Source organism: Streptomyces sp. NPDC056452, assembly GCF_042796085.1.
Lineage (GTDB): Bacteria > Actinomycetota > Actinomycetes > Streptomycetales > Streptomycetaceae > Streptomyces.
Map to the genome: position 1 here is coordinate 177757 of NZ_JBHTRI010000005.1, position 23739 is coordinate 201495.

Consider the following 23739-nt stretch of genomic DNA (forward strand, 5'->3'; position numbering starts at 1 on the left):
CCGTTGTGTAGCGGCCTAGCACGCTGCCCTCTCACGGCAGTAGCGCCGGTTCGAATCCGGTCGGGGGTACAACAGCTCGACAGGGAAAGGCCCTTCATCTCGGTGAAGGGCCTTTCTCGTGTGCCGCACGGTCCGTTGGGCGAGGCGGTCGGCCCCGCAGGGTGACCGAGGCGGACGGGAGTGGCCGCGCGTGCGCCCAAGGAGGCTTGTACGGGGGAGAGTTCACCCGGCTCCTGGGCGGAGCGGCGGGGCCGCCGGGCGGCGGGCCGATTCGTGTATCGCGTCCGGGGAGTAAGCACCGGAAGGAAGAAGCAGGATGAAGAAGGGGGCCGCCACGGCGCTGGAGCGGCCTTCGGGGAAGGGTGGTGCGCTGTACTGGTTCAGCCGGTGCGGCGCAGGGCCTCGCTCAGCCGCGCGGCCGAGTCGATGACCGCCTGGGCGTGCATCCGGCCGGGGTGGCGGGTCAGCCGCTCGATCGGGCCGGAGACGGAGACCGCGGCGACCACCCGGTTCGACGGGCCGCGGACCGGTGCCGAGACCGAGGCCACGCCCGGCTCGCGTTCACCGATCGACTGGGCCCAGCCGCGCCGCCGTACGCCGGAGAGGGCCGTCGCCGTGAAGCGGGCCCCCTGCAGGCCGCGGTGCAGGCGCTCCGGCTCCTCCCAGGCCATCAGGATCTGGGCGGAGGAACCCGCCTTCATGGTGAGCGTGGAGCCGACCGGCACGGTGTCCCGCAGTCCGGACAGACGCTCCGCAGCCGCCACGCAGATCCTCATGTCGCCCTGCCGGCGGTAGAGCTGCGCGCTCTCGCCGGTGATGTCACGCAGATGCGTGAGAACGGGTCCTGCCGTCGCCAGGAGCCGGTCCTCACCCGCCGCGGCCGCGAGTTCCGCGAGCCGGGGGCCGAGAATGAAACGGCCCTGCATGTCCCTCGCCACCATCCGGTGGTGTTCCAGTGCCACGGCCAGTCGATGAGCCGTGGGCCTTGCAAGCCCTGTCGCCGCGACCAGTCCGGCGAGGGTGGCCGGACCGGACTCCAGGGCGCTCAATACCAGAGCTGCCTTGTCGAGAACGCCGACGCCGCTAGAGTTGTCCATACGACGATACTCGCGTCTCACTCTGTGAAACGCAAGTTCAATTTTCTCCGGAAGTTGCGAACCTGTACGTGCGGCCGCACAACGGCCCGCAGCCACCGCCCCGCTCGGGGGTCCGGACGGAGGCGCACCGAATCTCTAGTTGGGCCGGCGAAGACGCCGGCCGGAGGGAAAGCGATGGGTAGGACACTCGCGGAAAAGGTCTGGGACGACCACGTCGTCCGGCGCGCGGAGGGCGAGCCCGACCTTCTCTTCATCGATCTGCACCTGCTGCACGAGGTGACCAGCCCGCAGGCGTTCGACGGCCTGCGTCAGGCCGGACGCCCGGTACGGCGCCTCGACCTCACCATCGCCACCGAGGACCACAACACCCCGACCCTCGACATCGACAAGCCGATCGCCGACCCGGTCTCCCGTGTCCAGCTGGAGACCCTGCGCAAGAACTGCGCGGACTTCGGCGTCCGGCTGCACTCGCTCGGCGACGTCGAGCAGGGCGTCGTGCACGTGGTCGGCCCGCAGCTGGGCCTGACCCAGCCCGGCACCACGGTGGTCTGCGGTGACTCCCACACCTCCACCCACGGCGCGTTCGGTGCGCTGGCCTTCGGTATCGGCACCAGCCAGGTCGAGCACGTCCTGGCCACCCAGACGCTGCCCCTGGCCCGCCCGAAGACCATGGCGATCACTGTCGAGGGCGAACTCCCCGACAGTGTCACCGCCAAGGACCTGATCCTGGCGATCATCACCCGGATCGGCACCGGCGGCGGCCAGGGCTACATCCTCGAATACCGCGGTTCCGCCATCGAGAAGCTCTCGATGGAGGCCCGGATGACCATCTGCAACATGTCGATCGAGGCCGGTGCCCGCGCGGGCATGATCGCCCCGGACCGGACCACCTTCGACTACCTGCAGGGCCGCGACCACGCGCCCCAGGGCGCGGACTGGGACGCCGCGGTGGCGTACTGGGAGACCCTGCGCTCCGACGACGACGCCGTCTTCGACGCCGAGGTCGTCATCGAGGCCGCCGAGCTCGCGCCGTTCGTCACCTGGGGCACCAACCCCGGCCAGGGCGCGCCCCTGTCGGCCAACGTCCCCGACCCTGCTTCGTACGAGGACGCCTCGGAGCGCAACGCCGCCGAAAAGGCCCTGGAGTACATGGGGTTGACCGCCGGCCAGCCGCTGCGCGAGATCAACGTTGACACCGTCTTCGTAGGTTCCTGCACGAACGGCCGGATCGAGGACCTGCGCAACGCGGCCTCGATCCTGGACGGCCGCAAAGTCGCCGACGGCGTACGGATGCTGGTCGTCCCGGGCTCCGTCCGGGTCGCCCTGCAGGCCGTCGAGGAGGGCCTGGACAAGGTCTTCACGGCCGCCGGCGCCGAATGGCGGCATGCGGGCTGCTCGATGTGCCTCGGCATGAACCCCGACCAGCTGGCCCCCGGCGAGCGCTCCGCCTCCACCTCGAACCGTAACTTCGAGGGCAGGCAGGGCAAGGGCGGCCGCACGCACCTGGTCTCCCCGCAGGTCGCCGCCGCGACCGCCGTGCTGGGCCATCTGGCCTCGCCCGCAGACCTGTCCGACGCCCGTACGCCCGCCGGAGTCCGATAACCATGGAAGCATTCACCGCACACACAGGCCGGGCCGTCCCGCTGCGCCGCAGCAACGTCGACACCGACCAGATCATCCCCGCGCACTGGCTGAAGAAGGTCACCCGCGACGGCTTCGAGGACGGGCTCTTCGAGGCCTGGCGCAAGGACGAGAACTTCGTCCTCAACCGGCCCGAGCGCAGTGGCGCCTCCGTACTGGTGGCCGGCCCCGACTTCGGCACCGGCTCGTCCCGCGAGCACGCCGTCTGGGCCCTGCAGAACTTCGGCTTCAAGGCGGTCATCTCCTCCCGGTTCGCCGACATCTTCCGCGGCAACTCGCTGAAGAACGGTCTGTTGACCGTCGTCCTCGACCAGAAGGTCGTCGACGCGCTGTGGGACCTGTCGGAGGCCGATCCGACGGCCGAGATCACCGTTGACCTGGAGAAGCGGCAGGTTCTCGCCGAGGGAATCACCGCCGACTTCGAGCTCGACGAGAACGCCCGCTGGCGACTGTTGAACGGGCTCGACGACATCAGCCTCACCCTTCAGAACGAAGCGGACATTGCGACTTACGAGGCGGCCAGGCCGTCCCATAAGCCGCGCACAATTGACGCCTGAGCAGCGCTTTTCCCGAACTGCGCCCCCTGCCTTCCGGCAGGGGGCGCAGTCGCTTGTTGAGACCCCCTCGGGCGACAACTCGCCCCAGATGGCACAATCGGTGCATGGGACGCGACAGCCAACTCGAGCTCTATGGCGAAGTCGCCGACCGATTGAAGGAAGCGCACGCAAGGGTGCGCACACTGCAAGTCCCGGAGGGCGTAAGGATGGCGCTGTCCCGGAAGCTGCTGGTCGTCACGGCCGCGGCTAAGCACGATCTCCCGGACGCGGCAAGGCGTCTGGACCGGTTGATGAAGGACCTCGATGAGGGCCGATTCCCCGAAGGTGACTGACTCTGCGGAACAGCGCAGCGGTCGACTTCGTTGCGGCACTAGGGTGATTAGCCCGTTTCGTGTTTGATTTGCGGTATATATCTGCCTAACGTGCGAAAAAGCCTGAACAGTTTCGTTCCGGCGATGTCTCCGAAGGGGAAGACGTGAACAAGGCGCAGCTCGTAGAAGCGATTGCCGACAAGGTCGGCGGCCGCCAGCAGGCCGCAGACGCAGTCGACGTGGTACTCGACGCGATCGTCCGTGCGGTTGTCGCGGGGGACCGTGTATCGGTCACCGGCTTCGGCTCGTTCGAGAAGGTCGACCGCCCCGCCCGGTACGCCCGCAACCCGCAGACGGGTGAGCGCGTCCGGGTCAAGAAGACGTCCGTCCCGCGTTTCCGTGCGGGACAGGGGTTCAAGGACCTGGTGAGCGGCTCCAAGAAGCTCCCCAAGAACGACGTGGCCGTGAAGAAGGCACCCAAGGGCAGCCTCTCCGGCGGTTCTTCCACCCGTACGACGGCCAAGGCCGCGGCCAAGAAGGCCACCGCCAAGAAGGCCACCGCGCGCAAGACCACCGCCGCGGCGAAGAAGACCACGGCCGCAGCGAAGAAGACCACGGCGAAGAAGACCACCGCCACGGCCAAGAAGACCACCGCGGCCGCGAAGAAGACGGCCCCGGCCAAGAAGGCGACGGCCACGAAGAAGACCGTGGCGGCCAAGACCGCACCCGCCAAGAAGACCACGGCGAAGAAGGCGCCCGCGAAGAAGACCACGGCGCGCAAGACCACAGCCAAGAAGGTCACCGCACGCAAGAAGTGAGACCGGGCAACGCTCGCTTCTCATACGCGCCGGGCCGGGCTCCCTCCGGGGAGCCCGGCCCGCGGGCTGTCAGGAGCCGTTCACAGCGTCTGCAGGGTCACCAGGGTGATCCGGAGGGAAGGCCCCTCGCCCTCGGTCTCGATGCGCACCCGCTGCCCCGGACGCAGCAGCCGCAGGCTGCCCGCGTCGAAGGCGGCGGCATCGAAGTCCACCGGGGTGCCGTCGTCGAGAAGCACGCTGCCGGTGCGGGTCTCGGAGTCGTACGTGAACGAGGTCGCCTGCATGAACGGCAGCCTATCGGTCCCCGGTCGGCGCCACCGAGGTCTGCAGCCGCGCGGTGTACGGCCCCACCCCGAGGGCCAGGGCCACCCGCAGATCCTCGCCCGTGTCCACGTCCCTGCGCACGGAGTCGAGGCCGGGCAGCGAGATCTGCGCGGCTCCCGACGCCAGGTGCCGTGCCGCCGACGGTCCGCCGAAGGCCGGCAGCAATTCCACCCCGGGTGCGGCCGACAGAAATGTGGTCCCGATTCCCTGCGTATCGGTGACAAATGCGCGCGGAAATTCCGCGGAGAATTCGAGCACCCGCGCCAATTCCTCCGGGCGCAGCGCGGGCAGATCGGCATTGAGGGCGGCCACCGCTGCGCCTGGACGCCGCGCGAGCACGGACCGCGCGCCGTACTCCAGCGCGGCGTTCAGCCCGGCCGCCGGTGCGTCGGCCACGACGCGGGCCCCGAGCGCGGCCAGCGCCGCCCCCGCGGCCAGGTCGTCCGTGACGACCACCACATCCCGAACGGCCCGGCAGGACAGTGCGGCGGACACCGTGTCCTGGGCGAACGCCAGCGCGAACCGGGGGCGGAGTTCCTCACCGGCCGCCCGCCCCAACCGGCTCTTGGCCCGTGCGAGAGGTTTCAGCGGGACGACCAAGGACCAGGACTCGGTCGGGTCGGTGTTCGTGGCGATCTCCCCCTCCGTACGCATCAGGACTTATTCTCGCCTGCCGGTACGACAACCCGGAGGGCCGCCCCCGCAGGCGAGGCGTACGGTGTTCTCCACACAGAAGCGGCCTGGGGGCGAGACGTCACCGCCACGAGCCAGGCAGCAGGTCAGTTCCTAGAGGAAGGCGTCCGAGTGTCCCGCCGTAGAATCGGCTTCTGGTACCGCCTGGCGGCGGTCATCGCAAAACCACCCCTGGTGGTTCTGTTCAAGCGCGACTGGCGGGGAATGGAACACATTCCGGCCGATGGCGGATTCATCACAGCGGTCAATCACAACTCGTATCTGGACCCGCTTTCGTACGGGCACTTCCAGTACAACACCGGCCGGGTACCGCGGCTCCTCGCAAAAGCGGGACTGTTCAGGACCCCCTTTGTCGGAATGATGCTCCGCGGCACCGGACAGATCCCCGTATACCGTGAGACGACCGACGCGCTGGACGCATTCCGCGCCGCCGTCGACGCCATCGAGCGGGGCGAATGCGTCGCCTTCTACCCGGAGGGCACCCTCACCCGGGACCCCGACATGTGGCCGATGGCCGGCAAGACCGGCGCCGCCCGCGTCGCGCTGATGACCAAGGCCCCCGTCATCCCCGTCGCCCAGTGGGGCGCCAACCTCGCGATGCCGCCCTACGCCAAGGAGGACAAGCTCCGGCTGTTCCCCCGCAAGACCCTCACGGTCCAGGCGGGACCGCCGGTGGACCTCTCCCGCTTCTACGGCCTGGAGCCGACGCCCGAGGTGCTGCGCAGTGCCACCGAGGTCATCATGGCCGCGGTCACCGCACAGCTGGAGGAAGTACGCGGCGAGAAGGCCCCCGCCGAGCTCTACGATCACCGCAAGGCCCGTGCTGAACAGCGGCGCAAGGCAGACGGAAAGGGACCCACGTGACGCACCCCGCAAAGGCAGCCGTCTTCGGAACCGGCTCATGGGGTACGGCCTTCGCCATGGTCCTGGCGGACGCGGGCTGCGAGGTCACCCTCTGGGGCCGCCGCGCCGAAGTCGCCGACGCCATCAACACCACCCGTACCAACCCGGGCTATCTGCCGGGAATTGAGCTCCCCGCCTCGGTCCGGGCCACCACCGACGCCGCCGAGGCGCTGCGCGGCGCCGACTTCGCGGTCCTCGCCGTGCCCTCGCAGACGCTGCGCGCCAACCTCGCCGACTGGGTCCCGTACCTGGAACCGGGCACGGTGCTCGTCTCGCTGATGAAGGGTGTCGAACTCGGCACCGCCAAGCGGATGAGCGAGGTCATCCAGGACGTCACCAAGGTCTCCGCGGACCGTATCGCCGTCGTCACCGGCCCCAACCTCGCCAAGGAGATCGCCGAACGCCGCCCCGCGGCCGCCGTCGTCGCCTGCTCGGACGAATCCGTGGCCCAGCGCCTCCAGGCCGCCTGCCACACCCCGTACTTCCGGCCGTACACCAACACCGACGTCGTCGGCTGCGAACTCGGCGGCGCCGTCAAGAACGTCATCGGTCTCGCCGTGGGCATCGCCGACGGCATGGGCCTCGGCGACAACACCAAGGGCTCGCTCATCACCCGCGGCCTCGCCGAGACCACCCGCCTCGGCCTCGCCATGGGCGCCGACCCGCTGACGTTCTCCGGACTCGCGGGCCTCGGCGACCTGGTGGCCACGTGCTCGTCCCCGCTGTCGCGCAACCACACCTTCGGCACCAACCTCGGCCGGGGGATGACACTCCAGGAGACCGTCGCCGCCACCAGCCAGACGGCCGAGGGCGTCAAGTCCTGCGAGTCGGTGCTCGATCTGGCACGCAGGCACGGTGTCGACATGCCCATCACCGAGACGGTCGTCAGCATCGTCCACGAGGGCAAGCCGCCGGTGGTCGCGGTCAAGGAACTGATGTCGCGCAGCGCCAAGCCCGAGCGGCGCTGACTCGAGCCCTACCAGCAGGTACGCTCATCGCGATATGAGCAGCCAGAACCTCCCCCAGAGCCCTGAGAGCCCCCTGAGCTCCGAGCAGAGCTCCGAGCAGGGCCGCAAGCCGCGCGTGGCCGTCGTGTTCGGCGGCCGGAGCTCCGAACACGGCATCTCGGTCGTCACGGCCGGTGCCATCATGAGCGCCATCGACCGGACGAAGTACGACGTCCTGCCGATCGGCATCACCAGGGACGGACGTTGGGCCCTCACGGCCGACGACCCGGCCCGTATGGCCATCACGGACCGCAAGGTCCCCGAGGTGGACCAGCTGACCGAGTCCGCGCGGGGGGTCGTCGCGCTCTCCGTCGACCCGGGCAGCCGTGAGGTCGTCCTCAGCGAACCCGGCGCGGTGCCCACGGCCCTCGGCGAGGTCGACGTGGTCTTCCCCATGCTCCACGGCCCGTACGGCGAGGACGGCACGCTCCAGGGGCTCCTCGAGCTGTCCGGTGTGCCGTACGTCGGCGCGGGTGTCCTCGCCTCGGCCGTCGGCCAGGACAAGGAGTACATGAAGCGGGTGTTCACCTCCTTCGGGCTGCCGGTCGGCCCGTACGAGGTCGTCCGCCCCCGGGAGTGGGAGTCGGACCGCCCCGCCGCCCGCAAGCGCATCATGGAGTTCGCCGCCGAACACGGCTGGCCGCTCTTCGTGAAGCCCGCCCGCGGTGGCTCCTCCATGGGCATCACCAAGGTCGACGACGCCGCCGGCCTCGACGAGGCCATCGAGGAAGCCCGCCGGCACGACCCCAAGTTCCTCGTGGAGTCCCTGCTGCGCGGCCGCGAGATCGAGTGCGGCGTGCTGGAGTTCGAGGACGGACCGCGTGCCAGCGTGCCCGCCGAGATCCCGCCGGTCACCTCGCACGACTTCTACGACTTCGAGGCCAAGTACATCGACTCGGCGGCCGGCCTGGTGCCCGCACCGCTCACCGAGGAGCAGACCGCAGAGGTCCAGCGGCTCGCCGTCGAAGCCTTCGAGGCCGCGTCCTGCGAGGGCCTGGTGCGCGCCGACTTCTTCCTCACCGAGGACGGCACGTTCGTCATCAACGAGATCAACACCATGCCGGGCTTCACCCCGATCTCCATGTACCCGCGCATGTGGCAGGAGAGCGGTGTGGACTACCGGGAGCTGGTGGACCGGCTGATCCAGTCCGCACTGAACCGCTCCACCGGACTGCGCTGACCCCGCGGTCTAGAGGCTGTCGGGCACCGTGGCCCTGACCGGTACGGCGAACGCCGACAGAGGGGTGGCGTCGTGGGCGTACTCCGCCCCGAGCGTCACCTCGACATACGCCTTGCGGTAGGTGGTCGTGAACCGCGGACCGGCGTCATCCCGCTGCTCCAGCAGCCAGTTGACGCCGTCCGCGTCGATCGCCTCGGACTGGACATCGTCCATCTTCGCGGGCCGGGGGACGCCGCAGCGCAGTACGATCGCCCCGTCCCCCCAGACGGCGGTCAGCACGGAATCCGGTCCGGAATCACTCCGCTCGAGACCGGTGACGGTCTTCGGCAGCTCCTTGTGCAGCGCCTCGCAGTACGCTGCGGCCTCCGGCGACGGGGTGGGAACCGTGACGGAGAGGCGGGCGCCCGAGGAGCAGCCCACCGCGGCCAGGACGAGCAGGGCGGCGGCGGGCGCGGCGAGAAGTGCGGATCGGGGGGACCGGCGGCGGGTGTGCGTCACCGGACCAGCGTAGTAGGGGGTCAGAGGTGGACGACCGGGCAGGTCAGGGTTCGCGTGATGCCGTCCACCTGCTGCACCTTGGCGACCACCATGCGGCCGAGGGCGTCGACCGTATCGGCCTGCGCGCGCACGATCACGTCGTAAGGGCCTGTGACGTCCTCTGCCTGGATCACTCCCGGGAGCTTGGCGATGGTCTCGGCGACGATCGACGCCTTGCCCACCTCGGTCTGGATAAGGATGTACGCCTGTACCACGGAACCTCCAGGGCGGCCACGAGGATCATGTGGGGGAAAGGGACGCCACGTTATCGCGTTGCCGCGGGCCGCGGGGAGACCTGCGGGCCGGTTGACGTCCACAGCGTGGCGTGCACAGCACAGAAGTTGACGTATCTCTTGACGGTACCGACAGCAGCAAGGGCGCGCGACCGCAAGCCCACCGGTGCAGAAGGGGGACAGTGATGCCCGTACGTCCCGGGGCCACCGGCTCCCGTCGACGGCCCGTTCACGGTCCGGACCTCCGGCCGCTGAAGCAGCCCGGACAGGTGTCCGGTGCGATAAATGAGAGGTGAGACTCGGTGAAGGGAACCGTGGGCGAGTTGGGGGAGTTCGGGCTCATCAGAGAGCTCACTTCCCGGCTCACCACCACTCCGGCGGTACGGCTGGGACCCGGCGACGACGCCGCGGTCGTGGCCGCTCCCGACCGCAGGGTCGTGGCCAGTACGGACATCCTGTTGGAAGGGCGGCACTTCCGCCGCGACTGGTCGACCGCGTACGACGTCGGCCGCAAGGCCGCCGCACAGAACCTCGCCGACATCGCGGCCATGGGCGCCGTGCCCACGGCCCTGCTCCTCGGCCTCGTCGTACCCGCCGACCTCCCGGTCACCTGGGCCGCCGAGCTGATGGACGGGCTGCGTGACGAATGCCAGGTCGCCGGTGCCGCCGTGGTCGGGGGCGATGTCGTCGGCGGCGACACCATCACCGTCGCGATCACCGCGCTCGGCGACCTGCGCAACCACGAACCCGTCACCCGGTCCGGTGCCAGGCCCGGCGACGTCGTGGCCGTCACCGGCTGGCTGGGCTGGTCCGCCGCCGGATTCGCCGTGCTCTCCCGCGGCTTCCGCTCACCGCGCGCCTTCGTCGAGGCCCACCGGCGGCCCGAACCGCCCTACCACGCGGGCCCCGCGGCGGCCGGGCTCGGCGCCACCGCCATGACCGACGTCAGCGACGGACTCGTCGCCGACCTCGGTCACATCGCCGAGGCCAGCAAGGTCAGGATCGATCTGCGCTCCGGACTGATCGACATCCCCTCGCAGATGTCCGACATCGGGCAGGCCGTCGGCGTCGACCCGCTGCAGTGGGTGCTCACCGGGGGAGAGGACCACGCGATCGTGGCGACGTTCCCCCAGGACGTGAAGCTCCCCGCCCGCTGGAAGGTGATCGGAGAGGTCCTCAACCCCTCCGCGCTGCCCCAGGTCACCGTCGACGGGGCGCCCTGGACGAGCAAGGGCGGCTGGGACCACTTCGGCTCCATCGAGGACGCCCAGTAGATTCCGGGGCATGGCTATACCGACCGCTGTTCCGCCCAGAGTGCTCACCGTCGCCGGATCCGACTCCGGCGGCGGTGCGGGCATCCAGGCCGACCTCAAGACGATGCTGGCCCTCGGGACGCACGGAATGAGCGTCCTGACCGCTGTGACCGCCCAGAACTCGCTGGGCGTCCAGGGGGCCTGGGACCTTCCCGTGGAAGCCGTACGCGCCCAGTACCGCAGTGTCGTCGACGACATCGGCGTCCAGGCCGTGAAGACCGGCATGCTGTCCTCGGCCGCACTCGTCGACGCCGTCGCCGGCCTCCTGGCGGGGACGGACGCACCCGTCGTCGTCGACCCCGTCGGGGTCTCCAAGCACGGGGACGCGCTGCTGGCCGCCGAGGCCCTCGATTCCGTACGGACGAAACTCCTGCCGGCCGCGACGGTGGCCACCCCGAACCTCGACGAAGTGACCCAGCTCACCGGGATCACGGTCACCGACGAGCGGGGAATGCGGCGGGCCGCCGCCGAGATGCTCTCCTACGGGCCGCGCTGGGTGGTCATCAAGGGCGGACACCTGCCCGGCGAGGCCGTGGACCTGCTGACGGACGGCAGCGAGGAGCACTGGCTGCGCGCGCCGAGGCACGACAACCGGCACACCCACGGCACGGGCTGCACCCTGGCCTCGGCGATCGCGTGCGGACTCGCCAAGGGCCAGGACGTGCCGACGGCCGTACACGGCGCGAAGGCGTACGTCACCGGCGCGATCGAAGCGGGCTTCGCGCTCGGCGGCGGGATAGGCCCCGTCGACCACGGCTGGCGGACCCGCGCCCGCTGAGGGCGCGGAGAGCACAGCAAAAAGCCGGTCCACCGAGGTGGACCGGCTTTTTGGGCAACCGGAAGGCTGCGCTACGACGAGACGTCAGCGCGCGACCTTGCCGGCCTTGATGCACGAGGTGCAGACGTTGAGCCGCTTCGGCGTCCGACCGACCACGGCACGCACGCGCTGGATGTTGGGATTCCAGCGACGGGACGTACGGCGGTGCGAGTGCGAAATGCTGTTGCCGAAGCTCGGCCCCTTGCCGCAAACGTCGCAGTTGGCAGCCACGGGTCACTCCAAAGACTTCAGATGCACTTACAGTGAATTCCGGCGCGCCGGATTCATTTGACTGAAGTGGCGGTACCGGAGGAATGGCCCGACTCTCGCCGGGCAACCGAAGCAGCATACAACGGCTGCCTCGGAGATACGAAACTACCACGGACCGCAGGTCCGTCCGCCCGCCCCTGTCCCGGCCCGGTGCTCCGGGCGAGGGCTACTCTGCGGTGCAGTCCGCCCCCCTCGGCCGCCTCAAGGAGGACCACACGGTGCCGCAGTCCCCCGACGAACTGGACGCCGTCGCGGTGCGCACCTGGTGCTCACTGGCGCTGGAAGCCCTGGGCCGCGAGCGCGAGGCGATCGACGCCATCAACGTCTACCCCGTCGCCGACGGGGACACCGGCACCAACCTCTACCTGACCGTGGAGTCCGCGGCGGCAGCCGTCGAAGCGGTCTTCGCGGCCCATGAGACGGGCTCCACCGTGCCCGCCGCCGCCGACGCCGTACGGGCGATGGCGCACGGCGCGCTGATCGGAGCCCGCGGGAACTCCGGCACGATCCTGGCCCAGCTGCTGCGCGGGATGGCCGGCGTGCTCGCCGAGGCGGGTGACGCGGATCACCTGCGTACCGCCCTGACCGAGGCCGCCGCCGCTGCCCGCCGGGCCGTCGCCCACCCCGTGGAGGGCACCGTGCTGACCGTCGCCGGCGCCGCCGCCGAAGCCGCCGCGGCCACCGCGGGCACCGCCGGCCTCACGGCCGTGCTGGACGCCGCCTACGAAGGCGCGCGCACGGCACTGGCCGCGACCCCCGGACAGCTCGCCGTCCTCAGCCGGGCGGGCGTCGTGGACGCGGGCGGGCAAGGCCTCGTGACCGTGCTCGGGGCGCTGCTCGAAGCGGTCGGCGGGCAGGCACCGGCGCGCACGCCGAAGGTGGCCCCCGACGCCCTGCCCCTCACCGGCGACTGCGCCCAGGAGGGCCCGGACAGTGGTCCCGCCTTCGAGGTGATCTACCTGCTGGAGGCCCGCGACGAAGCCGTCGACCGGCTGCGGAGCCGACTGGACGCGCTGGGCGACTCCCTCGTCGTGGTCGGCGGCGACGGCCTGTGGAACGTCCACGTCCATGTCGACGACGCCGGAGCCGCCGTGGAGGCGGGGGTCGAGGCCGGCCGGCCGTACCGGATCCGGATCACGCACTTCGCCGCCGACCGGGTCCGCGCCCACCTGGAACCCGCCCAGCGCGGCGTCGTCGTCGTGGTACCCGGCGACGGACTCTCCGGCCTGTGCACGGAGGCCGGGGCGACCACGGTGCTGGCGCGACCCGGCGAACCGCCGGCCAGCGGCGAACTGGTCGACGCGATCCGCCGGGCCCACGCCCGCGAAGTGGTCCTGCTGCCCAACGACGCCCAGCTGCGCCACACCGCGGCGGCAGCCGCCGAGCAGGCCAGGGCCGAGGGCGTACGCGTCGCCCTGATCCCCACCCGCGCCGCCGTCCAGGGCATCGCCGCGCTCGCCGTCCACGAACCGGACCGCAGCTTCGACGAGGACGTCGTGGCGATGACCGCGGCGGCCGGCGCCACCCGGTACGCCGAACTGGCCGTGGCCGAACGGCAGTCATGGACCATGGCCGGCATCTGCCAGGCGGGCGACATCCTCGGCCTGATCGACGGGGACGTCGCCGTCATCGGCGAGGACGTCCCCGGCACGGCCCGGACCGTCCTGGACCGGATGCTGTCGGCGGGCGGCGAACTCGTCACGCTGGTCCTGGGCGAGGACGTCCCCGACGCCCTGGCCGACGCCCTCCAGGAGCACGTCCGCGAGGGCTACCTGGCCGTGGACACGGTGGTCTACCGGGGCGGCCACCAGGCGGCACCCCTGCTGATCGGCGTCGAGTAGCGGGCCCGGTGCGGCGCCCGGCGACATTTGTCGGTGCCGTGGTGTGCAATGGATCGCGTGTCCGCGTTCGATGAACCCCTCAAGAAGCTGCTCGGCGGAGCCACCGCGAAGGTGATGGCCGAGCACCTCGACCTGCACACGGTCGGTGACCTGCTGCACCACTACCCACGGCGCTACGAGGAGCGGGGCCGCCTCACGGCGCTCACCGAGCTCCCGCTGGACGAGCACGTGACAGTCGTCGCACAGGTCGCCGACGCGCGGGTCATGATGTTCAACAACGGCCGCGGCAAGCGCCTGGAAGTCACCCTCACCGACGGCAGCGGCAGGCTCCAGCTGGTCTTCTTCGGACACGGCGTCCACAAACCGCACAAGGAACTGCTCCCCGGCCGTCGCGCGATGTTCGCCGGCAAGGTCTCCGTCTTCAACCGGAAGATGCAGCTCGCCCACCCCACCTACCAACTCCTCGACGCCCACGACGAGGACGAGGCGACGGACGCCGTGGACGCCTTCGCCGGGCAGCTGCTGCCGATCTACCCCGCCTGCAAGCAACTCGACTCGTGGCGGATCGCCAAGGCCGTCGACACCGTCCTGCCGAGCGCCCAGGAGGCCGTCGACCCGCTGCCCGCGACGCTCCGGGAGGGGCGCGGGTTCGTCCCGCTGCCCGAGGCGCTGCTCAAGATCCACCGCCCGCACACCAAGGCGGACATCGCCGCCGCACGGGAGCGGCTGAAGTGGGACGAGGCCTTCGTCCTCCAGGTCGCGCTCGCCCGCCGCCGCTACGCGGACACCCAACTCCCGGCGGTGGCCCGCGCGTCCGTCCCCGACGGACTGCTCGACGCCTTCGACGCCAAGCTGCCCTTCACGCTCACCGAAGGCCAGCAGAAGGTCACCGGAGAGATCTTCGGCGACCTGGCGACGGAACACCCGATGCACCGGCTGCTGCAGGGAGAAGTCGGCTCAGGGAAAACGATGGTCGCCCTGCGCGCCATGCTCACCGTCGTCGACGCGGGCGGCCAGGCCGCGATGCTGGCACCCACCGAGGTGCTCGCCCAGCAGCACCACCGGTCCATCACCGAGATGATGGGCGAGCTCGCGGAGGGCGGCATGCTCGGCGGCTTTGACCGGGGCACCAAAGTGGTCCTGCTCACCGGCTCCATGGGTGTTCCCGCCCGCCGTCAGGCGCTGCTCGACCTGGTCACCGGCGAGGCCGGGATCGTCATCGGCACCCATGCGCTGATCGAGGACAAGGTGCAGTTCCACGACCTCGGCCTGGTCGTCGTCGACGAACAGCACCGCTTCGGCGTGGAACAGCGCGACGCGCTGCGCTCCAAGGGCAAGCAGCCGCCGCATCTGCTGGTCATGACCGCCACACCCATTCCCCGAACCGTCGCGATGACCGTCTTCGGGGACCTGGAGACCTCCGTCCTGGACCAGCTCCCGGCCGGCCGCTCACCCATCGCCAGCCATGTCGTCCCCGCCAAGGACAAGCCGCACTTCCTCAGCCGCGCCTGGGAACGAGTCCGCGAGGAAGTGGAGAACGGCCACCAGGCGTACGTGGTTTGCCCCCGCATCGGGGACGACGCCGACGAGGCCGCGGAGAAGAAGAAGGGGAAGAAGCCCGCTGCCCCCGAGGACGACGCCGAGAAGCGTCCGCCGCTCGCCGTGCTGGAGATCGCCGAACAGCTCCGCAAGGGCGCGCTCACCGGCCTGCGGACCGAGGTGCTGCACGGCAGGATGCACCCCGACGACAAGGACGACGTGATGCGCCGGTTCGCCGCCGGCCAGGTCGACGTCCTGGTCGCCACCACCGTCATCGAGGTCGGGGTGAACGTGCCGAACGCCACCGCGATGGTGATCATGGACGCCGACCGCTTCGGGGTCTCCCAGCTGCACCAGCTGCGAGGCCGTGTCGGGCGGGGCTCGGCCCCCGGCCTGTGCCTGCTGGTCAGTGAGGCCCATGAGGCGAGCCCCGCCCGCGCCAGGCTCTCCGCCGTCGCCGCCACCCTCGACGGCTTCGAGCTCTCCCGGATCGACCTCGAACAGCGCCGCGAGGGCGATGTCCTCGGCCAGGCCCAGTCCGGCGTCCGCTCCTCCCTGCGGGTGCTCAGCGTCATCGACGACGAGGAGGTCATCGCGGCAGCCCGCGAGGAGGCGGTCCGCGTCGTCGCGGACGACCCCGCGCTGGAGCGGCTCCCCGAGCTGCGTATCGCGCTGGACGCGCTCCTGGACAAGGACAGGGAGGAGTACCTCGACAAGGGGTGACCAGGGCCGGATCCGCACCGACGCCATATCGTGGGGAGCACGGCACGCGTCCCGTCCTGCGTGCTGCCCGCGACCCGAGGACCAGACACCCATGACCCGCGTGATCGCCGGCTCGGCCGGCGGACGCCGCCTGGCCGTCCCGCCCGGCACCGGCACCCGCCCCACGTCCGACCGGGCGCGCGAGGGCCTGTTCTCCACCTGGGAAGCGCTCCTGGGCACCCTCGACGGCATCCGTATCGCCGATCTCTACGCGGGCTCCGGCGCCGTCGGCCTGGAGGCGCTCTCCCGCGGTGCGGTCCACGCGCTGCTCGTGGAGGCCGACGCCAAGGCCGTACGCACCGTCCGTGACAACGTGCGCACCCTCGGTCTGCCCGGCGCCGAAGTCCGGCCGGGCAAAGCCGAGCAGATCGTGACAGGACCGGCCCCCGCGGACCCCTACGACGTGGTGTTCCTCGACCCGCCGTACGCAGTCACGGATGGCGATCTTGGCGAGATACTGCTCACACTCCGTGCTCAGGGGTGGCTCAGCGACGATGCTCTCGTCACGGTGGAACGCAGCACCAGAGGCGGAGAATTCAGCTGGCCGGCAGGATTCGAGCCACTGCGGGCCCGTCGCTACGGCGAGGGAACGCTTTGGTACGGTCGCGCCGCCTCTACGTGCGAAGACGCACGATGACCGCATCGGAGAGCGAGGGAACCACGTTGCGCCGCGCCGTCTGTCCGGGGTCGTTCGACCCCATCACCAACGGACATCTCGACATCATTGGCCGAGCCTCGAAGCTGTACGACGTCGTGCACGTCGCGGTGATGATCAACCAGTCCAAGAACGGCCTGTTCACGGTCGAGGAGCGGATCGAGATGATCCGCGAGGTCACCGCGGACTTCGGCAACGTCGAGGTCGAGTCCTTCCACGGCCTGCTGGTCGACTTCTGCAAGCAGCGCGACATCCCGGCGATCGTGAAGGGCCTGCGGGCCGTCAGCGACTTCGACTACGAGCTGCAGATGGCCCAGATGAACAACGGGCTCTCGGGGGTCGAGACACTCTTCGTGCCGACCAATCCCACCTACAGTTTCCTGTCGTCCTCCCTGGTCAAGGAGGTGGCGACCTGGGGCGGCGACGTCTCGCACCTGCTGCCGCCGTCCGTCCACGAGGCCCTCGTGGAACGTCTCGGTCAGAAGTGATGTGCTGACCGTCCGTCACCAGGTGTCGGACGGGAGGCGACTGGCCTTACAGTCGTCCCGTCCGTCTCCAACAGCAGCAGAGAGTGGCGAGCACACGGTGGACGTGCAGAAGAAGCTCGACGAGATCGTCGAAACGGTCGGGAACGCCCGCGCCATGCCCATGTCGGCGTCCTGTGTGATCAACCGCGCCGAGCTGCTCGCGATGCTCGAAGAGGTGCGCGAGGCGCTGCCCGGCTCGCTGGCCCACGCCGAGGAGCTCATCGGCGGCCGTGAGCAGCTCGTGGAGCAGGCCAGGCAGGAGGCCGAGCGGATCATCGAGTCGGCCCACGCCCAGCGTGGCTCGCTGGTCTCCGACACCGAGATCGCCCGGCGGTCCCAGGCGGAGGCCGACCGGATCCTCTCCGAGGCCCGCAGGGAGGCCGACGAGGTCCGCGGCGAGGCCGACGAGTACGTCGACAGCAAGCTCGCCAACTTCGAGGTCGTCCTCACCAAGACCATCGGCTCCGTCGACCGCGGCCGGGAGAAGCTCCTGGGCCGCAGCGAAGGGCTCGACGAGCAGGGCTACGAGGACCCGGACTTCACCGAGGCGCCCGAGCGCAGCGCGGACCCCGAGACGCTCAGGCGGCGCGCGGACGACTACGTCGACACCAAGCTCGGTGCCTTCGAGGCCGTGCTGGCCAAGACCCTGGAAGCGGTCGGCCGCGGCCGGCAGAAGCTGCACGGACGGGTCGCCACCGACGACCTCGGCGCGCACATGGCCGCCCAGGACGCCGCGGGCGGCCACCAGCGCACCAGCGACGAGGACCACTGGGCGGGCCTGGCCGAGCTCTCGACCCCGGAGCCGCAGCACGCACCCCAGCAGCCCCTGTACGCGGAGCCCGCGCAGCCGGGCTACGCGCCGGTGGCGGACTACCAGGACGGCACGGTGCCGGACTACCAGGACCCCTCGCAGACCGGGTTCCCCGTACAGGCGCAGCCCGAGCCGCAGTACGCGCAGACGTACGCCTACCAGGACCAGCCGGTCCAGCAGGACGGCTACGGCTACCAGCAGCAGCCGGACCCGTACGCCGCCTACCAGCAGCAGGGCTACGACCAGGGCGGGCTCCAGGCGCAGCCCCAGCAGGAGTACGGCTGGCCGCAGCAGGCCCAGGCCCCTCTGCCGCAGGGCGAGAGCGCGCTCGACGAGACCAGCCTCTTCGACACCAGCATGATCGACCTGGAGCAGCTGCGCCGGTACGAACAGGGGCGCTGACCGGAGCGCGCCGGCGGCAGTCCGGACCGGATTGGGAGCTGGGCGGTACGTCCAGTATCCTGGCTCTTCGGTCGCGCGTATGCCGCGATCCCGGCTGCCCTCTTCCTCTCCGGACCTGGGCGGCCCCTCCAGAAGCTGCACATTGCACATGATTTCGAAAGCGGGAAAAGCCCTGAACGGTCACCTCGACCACCGCAACCCCCTCGTGTTCGATACGCGCGAGCTGGGTCGGCGTCCCGGTGCCCTGAAGCGGCTGACCCGCTCGGTGGAAGCGCCGAAGGATCTCGGTATCGACGGGGTCATCGGTGTGCCGGAGAAGGCACCCGTGGTGCTGGACCTCCGCCTCGAATCGGTCATGGAAGGGGTGCTCGTCACAGGCACCGCCCGTGCAACGGCCGAGGGGGAGTGCGTAAGGTGTCTGGAGCCGGTGCGCCTTGAGGTGGCAGCGGACTTCCAGGAGATGTTCTCGTACCCTGACGCCGATGACCGGAACCGCAGCAGGACCGCGGACCCGGTCGACGACGCCGAGGACGACGAGGACAGGTTCTTCCTCGAGGACGGCTTGTTCGACCTCGAGTCTGTGCTGCGTGATGCGGTAGTGCTCGCACTGCCGATGCAGCCGGTGTGCAAGGAGACCTGTGCCGGTCTGTGTTCCGAATGCGGAATCAGGCTGGACGAGAATCCCGGCCACCACCACGATGCCGTCGACGCACGTTGGGCGGCACTGCAAGGACTCGCCGAGACCGTTCAGGACGGCGAGAAGGACAACATGGGCGGCGCCGAACCTGGCGTCGACGAGAAGCAGGAGAAGTAGCCGTGGCTGTTCCGAAGCGGAAGATGTCGCGCAGCAACACGCGCCACCGCCGGTCGCAGTGGAAGGCTGCGGTCCCCACCCTGGTTTCGTGCGAGCGTTGCCAGGAGCCGAAGCTCCAGCACATTGCGTGCCCGAGCTGCGGCACCTACAACAAGCGCCAGGTCCTCGAGGTCTGAGCGGCTGGTGAGAGGCCCGATGTCTGAGTTGTCCAGCGCCAAGAAGCAGGCAGACAACGTCAACACAGCCTCGTCCCACACGCTTCTGGAAGGGCGGCTCGGGTACCACCTCGAGTCCGCCCTTCTGGTGCGTGCGCTGACCCACCGTTCGTACGCATACGAGAACGGCGGTCTGCCCACCAACGAGCGGCTCGAATTCCTCGGGGATTCGGTGCTCGGCCTGGTGGTCACGGACACGCTGTACCGCACCCACCCCGACCTGCCCGAAGGCCAGCTGGCCAAGTTGCGGGCCGCGGTGGTCAACTCGCGTGCACTTGCGGAAGTGGGCCGCGGCCTCGAACTCGGCTCCTTCATCCGGCTCGGCCGCGGTGAAGAGGGCACGGGTGGCCGGGACAAGGCTTCCATCCTCGCCGACACCCTTGAAGCGGTGATCGGCGCCGTCTATCTCGACCAGGGCCTCGGCGTGGCCTCGGAGCTGGTTCACCGGCTCTTCGACCCGCTGATCGACAGGTCCTCCAACCTCGGAGCCGGCCTGGACTGGAAGACCAGTCTCCAGGAGCTCACCGCGAGCGAGAGCCTCGGAGTTCCCGAGTACCTCGTCACGGAGACCGGCCCCGATCACGAGAAGACCTTCACTGCTGCTGCTCGCGTCGGTGGTGTCTCGTACGGCACCGGCACCGGCCGTAGCAAGAAGGAAGCGGAGCAGCAGGCGGCAGAATCCGCCTGGCGTGAGATCAGCGCCGCCGCAGAAGCGCGGGAGGCGGCAGAGAAGGCCGCTGCCGACGCAGGGGTCGCCGACACCCCTGCCGACCCGTCGCCGAACACGGACGCCACTCCGGCCTGAACCATCCGACAGCCCCTCGGTGCCTGGCGCACCGGGGGGTTTTCGTTGTCCTGCCGTCATGTCCTCGAAGGAGCGCCGTGCCCGAACTGCCCGAGGTCGAAGTCGTACGGCGCGGTCTGGAGCGCTGGGTCACCGGGCGGACCGTCGACGAGGTCGAGGTCCTGCACCCGCGTGCGGTCCGCCGACACCTCGCGGGCGGGCCGGACTTCGCCGCCCGGCTGACGGGCCGGCGCTTCGGCACGGCGATGCGCCGCGGCAAGTACCTCTGGGTACCGCTGGAGGAGGTGTCCTCCTCGATGCTCGGCCACCTCGGCATGAGCGGTCAGCTGCTGGTGCAGCCAGGGGAGGCCCCCGACGAGAAGCATCTGCGGATCAGGATCCGCTTCGACGACAACCTCGGCACCGAACTGCGCTTCGTCGACCAGCGCACCTTCGGCGGCCTCTCGCTCCACGAGAACACCCCCGACGGACTGCCCGACGTCATCGCGCACATCGCGCGCGACCCCCTCGACCCGGCCTTCGACGACGCCGCGTTCCACACGGCGCTGCGCCTGCGCCGTACGACGGTCAAACGCGCCCTGCTCGACCAGTCCCTGATCAGCGGGGTCGGCAACATCTACGCGGACGAGGCGCTCTGGCGCAGCCGGCTGCACTACGAGCGGCCCACCGCGACCCTGACCCGGCCGAAGTCGGCTGAGCTGCTGGGCCATGTACGGGCGGTGATGCACGAGGCGCTCGATCAGGGCGGCACCAGCTTCGACAGCCTCTATGTCAACGTGAACGGCGAGTCCGGCTACTTCGACCGGTCGCTCGACGCGTACGGACGCGAGGACGAGCCGTGCCACCGCTGCGGCACGCCGATGCGCCGTCGCCCCTGGATGAACCGATCCAGCTATTTCTGCCCACGCTGTCAGCGGCCGCCGCGCACGGGCTGAGGCGGCTCAGGCACGTCCGCCGGGCACGGGCCGCGGCGGTTCAGGCTCCGTGTGCCCCGTCGTAGCGCCCGCGTGCGTCGAGCACCTCGGGCATCCGGCCCTGCACGAGGTGGATGAGCCCCAGCAACTGTCCGGTGACCTCGCGGCCCAGAGCTGTCAGCTCGTAGTCGACCCGCGGCGGGTTGGTGGGCTGGGCCTCCCTGTGCACCAGACCGTCGCGCTCCAGGGCGTGCAGGGTCTGGGAGAGCATCTTCTCGCTGACCCCGTCGATCCGACGGCGCAGCTCGTTGAAGCGGAGGCTGCCCCCGTACAGCGCGCCGAGCGTCAGACTGCCCCAGCGGCCCGTGACGTGCTCCAGCGTTCCGCGGGAGGGGCAGTTCCGGGAGAACACGTCGAAGGGCACTCCGCTGCCGTTGCGCGCGGAGTCCGCATCCGACCCGCTCATGCCCGATCCGCCCAAACCCGATCCGCCCATGTCCGTCCCGCCCATGGGGGCCAGCTTACGCGTGTGCAGCGCTCACTTCTGGTGAGCGCTGCACCTACGTCATGCCGTCGCGGAGAGGCCGGAAGCCGGCCGGGAGCGGGTCAGAAGCCGAAGTCCTGCGTCCACCACGGGCCGCCGGAACCGAGCTGCACACCCACGCCGAGCGTCGTGTAGTCGCAGTTGAGAATGTTTGCGCGGTGGCCGTCGCTGTTCATCCAGGCGTCCATCACGGCCTGGGCGTCGGCCTGGCCGCGGGCGATGTTCTCGCCGCCGAGGCCTTCCACGCCGGCCTTGTCGGCGCGGTCCCAGGGGGTCGCTCCGTCGGGGTCGGTGTGGCCGAAGAAGCCGCGGGCGGCCATGTCCTCGCTGAAGCTCTGGGCGAGCGCGTTCAGCGAGGCGCTGGCGGTGACCGGGCGGCAGCCGACCTTCGCGCGCTCCTGATTGACCAGGGCGAGCACCTCGGCCTGCGCGGAGGTGTCGGCCGTCGGGGCCGTGGTCTTGCGGCTCGGAGTGGCGGACGGCTTCTTCGGCGCGGCCGGGGCCTTGGTGGCCGGGCTCGAAGGCTTCTTCGACTCCGCGGCCGGCGCCTTCGTGCGCTCCGGCTTCTTCGTCGGCTTGTCGGCCTTCCTGGCCGCCGGCTTCGAGGCGGTGGCGGACGGCTTCTTCGTCGGAGTGGCCGAGGCGGACTTCGACGGCGCCGCGGGGCGCACGCTTCCCCGTCCGGCCTGGGCGGACGCGGACTCCGATGCGCGGTCGGTCGGCGTGGCGGAGGAACCGCCCTGCGTCAGCAGGTCCGGGGCACCGCCCGCGCGGACCTGGTCGGAGGCGGGGCCGCCGCTCACGCTGTAGGTGTTGTCACCGCCGGGCAGAAGGCCCGACGCGACAGCGACCGCGCCGACGGCCACGGCCGCGGACACGCCGAGAAGTCCGGTGCGCAGAGGCGCCCCGGCCCGCTTCCTGCGGCGGGTGCTGCGGTGCCCGCTCGTCCCGCCCGCTGTGTGCTGGTCAGCGGCGGGGGCTGCGCCCGAGCGTCGATGGCGTCCCATGCGCTGTGCCTTCCTCGTGCTCCGGGCGTCACTGCGACGTCACCGTGTTCGCTGTCGATCTCACCCGTTCGGGTGAGGCTATTGCGAGGGGACTGTACGCCATGGCGTAAAGGGGTGACGTGCTCGTTGAGCAATTGGCCGGTTAGCGTTCGGGCATGAGCGAAGATGCACGACTCGTCGTCTGGGTACGCGGCCGAGTACAGCAAGTAGGGTTCCGCTGGTTCACCAGGGCAAATGCTTTGGAGATCGGAGGCCTCACCGGCTTTGCCCTCAATCTCGACGACGGCAGGGTGCAGGTTGTTGCCGAAGGGGCACGTGAGAATTGCCACCGTCTGCTCGACTGGCTCGGCTCCGACGACACACCCGGCCGCGTGGACGGAGTCACTGAGATCTGGGACACGCCGCGCGGTGGATATGAGGGATTCGCAATCCGCTGACCGGGGTGACGAAAGGGCACACGGATCCGCTCCGTATCCGGGGTGCCGCGAGGGGTGACCGAGCGGGTCGTCGAGGACCCCGCACCCGAAATGACCTGCGAAAGAACCCGCCGACGGAGCATGGTTGCCAAGAACGTCATGTCATGCCAGGCTGCGGCATTGACGAAGATCTCCACGCCCCTCGGGACCCCGCAGGAGAGTCGCGCCGCATGATCGTCCGGCCGCGCGCCCCCGGGACACCCGGCTCAACGGGGTGTGATCGTGTTGACCGTCAAACTTTTTGGTGAGACGCTGAAAACCCCGCGCACCTTAGCTGTTTGGCAGAGCTGTTTGGCAGCAGAACCACAGTGAAGACAGAGCACTGCCGAGCACCGCGGGTGCGATTCCCTCACGACCCACACCGCATCGGTCGGTCACTCAGTGTGGAGGACCATCCATCATGGCAAAGGCGCTTCTCGGTTACGTCGGCGGTTCCGATCCGCGACTCCTCGCCGAGATGCGACGGCTCCAGCAGCGCGTCCAGGACCTGGAATCCGAGCTCGTACGGATCCAGGACGAGAACGACGCGCTCAACGCCGCCGCCCAGCACCAAGAGTCGCTGCTCGACAGCATCGACATTGACGTACCCCAGGCGGAGCCCGCGCTGACCTGACCGATGGCCCTGTCGGGGCCGGTCGGGCTGCACGTGGCAGCCGTACGGGATCACCACTGGAATGTCTTCGTCACGGATCGTCGTCCGGGAACTGTATGGATTGCTTGTGATCC

The 23739-nt window shown here is 70.0% G+C and carries 28 protein-coding genes; 20 read left to right on the forward strand and 8 right to left on the reverse strand.

What is annotated here, in order from left to right; all coding sequences use genetic code 11:
* Window positions 1-380: 380 nt before the first annotated feature.
* Window positions 381-1097 (reverse strand): IclR family transcriptional regulator NdgR, encoded by a 717-nt coding sequence (gene ndgR / locus ACFQ6X_RS07255; RefSeq protein WP_014048551.1) that lies wholly within the window; start codon window positions 1095-1097, stop codon window positions 381-383.
* Window positions 1098-1271: 174 nt separating this feature from the next.
* Between ndgR and leuC the strand changes: the two genes are divergently transcribed.
* From leuC to ACFQ6X_RS07275, 4 genes are all read left to right on the forward strand, one after another.
* Window positions 1272-2699, forward strand: a complete 1428-nt coding sequence (leuC, locus tag ACFQ6X_RS07260) for a 3-isopropylmalate dehydratase large subunit (RefSeq protein ID WP_329207009.1) — start codon at window positions 1272-1274, stop codon at window positions 2697-2699.
* A gap of 2 nt (window positions 2700-2701) precedes the next feature.
* Complete coding sequence (leuD, locus tag ACFQ6X_RS07265) at window positions 2702-3295, forward strand: 3-isopropylmalate dehydratase small subunit (protein WP_383177222.1); 594 nt, start codon at window positions 2702-2704, stop codon at window positions 3293-3295.
* Between the two features lie 104 nt (window positions 3296-3399).
* A complete protein-coding gene (locus ACFQ6X_RS07270; protein WP_329207005.1) occupies window positions 3400-3627 on the forward strand; it encodes a hypothetical protein in 228 nt (75 codons plus the stop codon).
* A 143-nt stretch (window positions 3628-3770) separates the two neighbouring features.
* Entirely contained in the window at window positions 3771-4424 is a 654-nt protein-coding gene (locus ACFQ6X_RS07275) for an HU family DNA-binding protein (RefSeq protein WP_383177225.1), read from the forward strand.
* Window positions 4425-4504: 80 nt separating this feature from the next.
* Here the strand turns inward: ACFQ6X_RS07275 and ACFQ6X_RS07280 are convergent, their stop codons facing one another.
* Window positions 4505-4708, reverse strand: a complete 204-nt coding sequence (locus ACFQ6X_RS07280) for a hypothetical protein (protein ID WP_383177228.1) — start codon at window positions 4706-4708, stop codon at window positions 4505-4507.
* A 10-nt stretch (window positions 4709-4718) separates the two neighbouring features.
* Entirely contained in the window at window positions 4719-5402 is a 684-nt protein-coding gene (cofC, locus tag ACFQ6X_RS07285; protein ID WP_383177231.1) for a 2-phospho-L-lactate guanylyltransferase, read from the reverse strand.
* A 150-nt stretch (window positions 5403-5552) separates the two neighbouring features.
* Between cofC and ACFQ6X_RS07290 the strand changes: the two genes are divergently transcribed.
* Genes ACFQ6X_RS07290 through ACFQ6X_RS07300 form a run of 3 tightly spaced genes read left to right on the forward strand, consistent with a single transcriptional unit; the run spans window position 5553 to window position 8531 of the window.
* The gene (locus tag ACFQ6X_RS07290) at window positions 5553-6305 is read left to right on the forward strand and encodes a lysophospholipid acyltransferase family protein (RefSeq protein ID WP_383177234.1); all 753 of its coding nucleotides are present in this window, start codon (window positions 5553-5555) and stop codon (window positions 6303-6305) included.
* The gene (locus ACFQ6X_RS07295; protein ID WP_383177237.1) at window positions 6302-7312 is read left to right on the forward strand and encodes an NAD(P)H-dependent glycerol-3-phosphate dehydrogenase; all 1011 of its coding nucleotides are present in this window, start codon (window positions 6302-6304) and stop codon (window positions 7310-7312) included. Before ACFQ6X_RS07290 ends, ACFQ6X_RS07295 begins: the two co-directional genes overlap by 4 nt.
* A gap of 34 nt (window positions 7313-7346) precedes the next feature.
* Complete coding sequence (locus ACFQ6X_RS07300; RefSeq protein WP_383177240.1) at window positions 7347-8531, forward strand: D-alanine--D-alanine ligase family protein; 1185 nt, start codon at window positions 7347-7349, stop codon at window positions 8529-8531.
* Between the two features lie 9 nt (window positions 8532-8540).
* Here ACFQ6X_RS07300 and ACFQ6X_RS07305 read toward each other — a convergent pair whose 3' ends face one another.
* Both ACFQ6X_RS07305 and ACFQ6X_RS07310 read right to left on the reverse strand, forming a co-directional pair.
* Window positions 8541-9029, reverse strand: coding sequence for a DUF3515 domain-containing protein (locus ACFQ6X_RS07305; RefSeq protein WP_383177243.1), 489 nt, complete (start codon window positions 9027-9029; stop codon window positions 8541-8543).
* A 20-nt stretch (window positions 9030-9049) separates the two neighbouring features.
* Window positions 9050-9283: an Lrp/AsnC family transcriptional regulator gene (locus ACFQ6X_RS07310; RefSeq protein ID WP_056791028.1), complete on the reverse strand. Its 234-nt coding sequence runs from the start codon at window positions 9281-9283 to the stop codon at window positions 9050-9052.
* Between the two features lie 320 nt (window positions 9284-9603).
* Here ACFQ6X_RS07310 and ACFQ6X_RS07315 point away from each other — a divergent pair, with 320 nt between their 5' ends.
* Together ACFQ6X_RS07315 and thiD are read left to right on the forward strand one after the other, a co-directional pair.
* Entirely contained in the window at window positions 9604-10575 is a 972-nt protein-coding gene (locus tag ACFQ6X_RS07315) for a thiamine-phosphate kinase (RefSeq protein ID WP_329206991.1), read from the forward strand.
* Between the two features lie 10 nt (window positions 10576-10585).
* The gene (gene thiD / locus ACFQ6X_RS07320; RefSeq protein ID WP_383177247.1) at window positions 10586-11392 is read left to right on the forward strand and encodes a bifunctional hydroxymethylpyrimidine kinase/phosphomethylpyrimidine kinase; all 807 of its coding nucleotides are present in this window, start codon (window positions 10586-10588) and stop codon (window positions 11390-11392) included.
* An 84-nt stretch (window positions 11393-11476) separates the two neighbouring features.
* On the opposite strand, the gene rpmB is transcribed toward thiD, so the two are convergent.
* Window positions 11477-11662 (reverse strand): 50S ribosomal protein L28, encoded by a 186-nt coding sequence (gene rpmB, locus ACFQ6X_RS07325; protein WP_003965989.1) that lies wholly within the window; start codon window positions 11660-11662, stop codon window positions 11477-11479.
* Window positions 11663-11919: 257 nt separating this feature from the next.
* Here rpmB and ACFQ6X_RS07330 point away from each other — a divergent pair, with 257 nt between their 5' ends.
* From ACFQ6X_RS07330 to mutM, 9 genes are all read left to right on the forward strand, one after another.
* Window positions 11920-13542 (forward strand): DAK2 domain-containing protein, encoded by a 1623-nt coding sequence (locus ACFQ6X_RS07330; protein ID WP_383177470.1) that lies wholly within the window; start codon window positions 11920-11922, stop codon window positions 13540-13542.
* 48 nt (window positions 13543-13590) lie between these two features.
* Window positions 13591-15804 carry an ATP-dependent DNA helicase RecG gene (recG, locus tag ACFQ6X_RS07335; protein WP_383177250.1) on the forward strand — a complete coding sequence of 738 codons (2214 nt, stop codon included), beginning with the start codon at window positions 13591-13593 and terminating at the stop codon, window positions 15802-15804.
* A gap of 91 nt (window positions 15805-15895) precedes the next feature.
* On the forward strand, window positions 15896-16480 hold the full coding sequence (rsmD, locus tag ACFQ6X_RS07340; protein ID WP_329206985.1) for a 16S rRNA (guanine(966)-N(2))-methyltransferase RsmD: 585 nt from the start codon (window positions 15896-15898) through the stop codon (window positions 16478-16480).
* 26 nt (window positions 16481-16506) lie between these two features.
* Window positions 16507-16986 carry a pantetheine-phosphate adenylyltransferase gene (gene coaD, locus ACFQ6X_RS07345; protein ID WP_329215035.1) on the forward strand — a complete coding sequence of 160 codons (480 nt, stop codon included), beginning with the start codon at window positions 16507-16509 and terminating at the stop codon, window positions 16984-16986.
* Between the two features lie 97 nt (window positions 16987-17083).
* The gene (locus ACFQ6X_RS07350) at window positions 17084-18238 is read left to right on the forward strand and encodes a cell division initiation protein (RefSeq protein ID WP_383177253.1); all 1155 of its coding nucleotides are present in this window, start codon (window positions 17084-17086) and stop codon (window positions 18236-18238) included.
* Window positions 18239-18386: 148 nt separating this feature from the next.
* Window positions 18387-19052, forward strand: a complete 666-nt coding sequence (locus ACFQ6X_RS07355; RefSeq protein ID WP_329206982.1) for a DUF177 domain-containing protein — start codon at window positions 18387-18389, stop codon at window positions 19050-19052.
* A gap of 2 nt (window positions 19053-19054) precedes the next feature.
* On the forward strand, window positions 19055-19228 hold the full coding sequence (gene rpmF / locus ACFQ6X_RS07360) for a 50S ribosomal protein L32 (RefSeq protein ID WP_003965982.1): 174 nt from the start codon (window positions 19055-19057) through the stop codon (window positions 19226-19228).
* Window positions 19229-19247: 19 nt separating this feature from the next.
* Entirely contained in the window at window positions 19248-20072 is an 825-nt protein-coding gene (gene rnc, locus ACFQ6X_RS07365) for a ribonuclease III (protein WP_329206980.1), read from the forward strand.
* 77 nt (window positions 20073-20149) lie between these two features.
* Window positions 20150-21007 (forward strand): bifunctional DNA-formamidopyrimidine glycosylase/DNA-(apurinic or apyrimidinic site) lyase, encoded by an 858-nt coding sequence (gene mutM / locus ACFQ6X_RS07370; RefSeq protein WP_383177258.1) that lies wholly within the window; start codon window positions 20150-20152, stop codon window positions 21005-21007.
* 40 nt (window positions 21008-21047) lie between these two features.
* Here mutM and ACFQ6X_RS07375 read toward each other — a convergent pair whose 3' ends face one another.
* Together ACFQ6X_RS07375 and ACFQ6X_RS07380 are read right to left on the reverse strand one after the other, a co-directional pair.
* Window positions 21048-21452, reverse strand: a complete 405-nt coding sequence (locus ACFQ6X_RS07375; RefSeq protein ID WP_383177261.1) for a winged helix-turn-helix transcriptional regulator — start codon at window positions 21450-21452, stop codon at window positions 21048-21050.
* Window positions 21453-21592: 140 nt separating this feature from the next.
* Entirely contained in the window at window positions 21593-22537 is a 945-nt protein-coding gene (locus tag ACFQ6X_RS07380; protein ID WP_383177264.1) for a CAP domain-containing protein, read from the reverse strand.
* 155 nt (window positions 22538-22692) lie between these two features.
* Here ACFQ6X_RS07380 and ACFQ6X_RS07385 point away from each other — a divergent pair, with 155 nt between their 5' ends.
* Window positions 22693-22974, forward strand: coding sequence for an acylphosphatase (locus ACFQ6X_RS07385; RefSeq protein WP_356428079.1), 282 nt, complete (start codon window positions 22693-22695; stop codon window positions 22972-22974).
* Window positions 22975-23413: 439 nt separating this feature from the next.
* Complete coding sequence (locus tag ACFQ6X_RS07390) at window positions 23414-23626, forward strand: hypothetical protein (RefSeq protein ID WP_018551753.1); 213 nt, start codon at window positions 23414-23416, stop codon at window positions 23624-23626.
* Window positions 23627-23739: the final 113 nt, after the last annotated feature.

Coding starts and splice junctions, on each gene's coding strand:
- ACFQ6X_RS07375 (WP_383177261.1), bottom strand. CDS start 21,452: ATGAGCGGGTCGGATGCGGACTCCGCGCGCAACGGCAGCGGAGTGCCC.
- cofC (WP_383177231.1), bottom strand. CDS start 5,402: ATGCGTACGGAGGGGGAGATCGCCACGAACACCGACCCGACCGAGTCC.
- ndgR (WP_014048551.1), bottom strand. CDS start 1,097: ATGGACAACTCTAGCGGCGTCGGCGTTCTCGACAAGGCAGCTCTGGTA.
- ACFQ6X_RS07380 (WP_383177264.1), bottom strand. CDS start 22,537: ATGGGACGCCATCGACGCTCGGGCGCAGCCCCCGCCGCTGACCAGCAC.
- ACFQ6X_RS07270 (WP_329207005.1), top strand. CDS start 3,400: ATGGGACGCGACAGCCAACTCGAGCTCTATGGCGAAGTCGCCGACCGA.
- ACFQ6X_RS07300 (WP_383177240.1), top strand. CDS start 7,347: ATGAGCAGCCAGAACCTCCCCCAGAGCCCTGAGAGCCCCCTGAGCTCC.
- recG (WP_383177250.1), top strand. CDS start 13,591: ATGGATCGCGTGTCCGCGTTCGATGAACCCCTCAAGAAGCTGCTCGGC.
- ACFQ6X_RS07385 (WP_356428079.1), top strand. CDS start 22,693: ATGAGCGAAGATGCACGACTCGTCGTCTGGGTACGCGGCCGAGTACAG.
- leuD (WP_383177222.1), top strand. CDS start 2,702: ATGGAAGCATTCACCGCACACACAGGCCGGGCCGTCCCGCTGCGCCGC.
- leuC (WP_329207009.1), top strand. CDS start 1,272: ATGGGTAGGACACTCGCGGAAAAGGTCTGGGACGACCACGTCGTCCGG.
- thiD (WP_383177247.1), top strand. CDS start 10,586: ATGGCTATACCGACCGCTGTTCCGCCCAGAGTGCTCACCGTCGCCGGA.
- ACFQ6X_RS07355 (WP_329206982.1), top strand. CDS start 18,387: ATGATTTCGAAAGCGGGAAAAGCCCTGAACGGTCACCTCGACCACCGC.
- ACFQ6X_RS07280 (WP_383177228.1), bottom strand. CDS start 4,708: ATGCAGGCGACCTCGTTCACGTACGACTCCGAGACCCGCACCGGCAGC.
- rnc (WP_329206980.1), top strand. CDS start 19,248: ATGTCTGAGTTGTCCAGCGCCAAGAAGCAGGCAGACAACGTCAACACA.
- rsmD (WP_329206985.1), top strand. CDS start 15,896: ATGACCCGCGTGATCGCCGGCTCGGCCGGCGGACGCCGCCTGGCCGTC.
- ACFQ6X_RS07390 (WP_018551753.1), top strand. CDS start 23,414: ATGGCAAAGGCGCTTCTCGGTTACGTCGGCGGTTCCGATCCGCGACTC.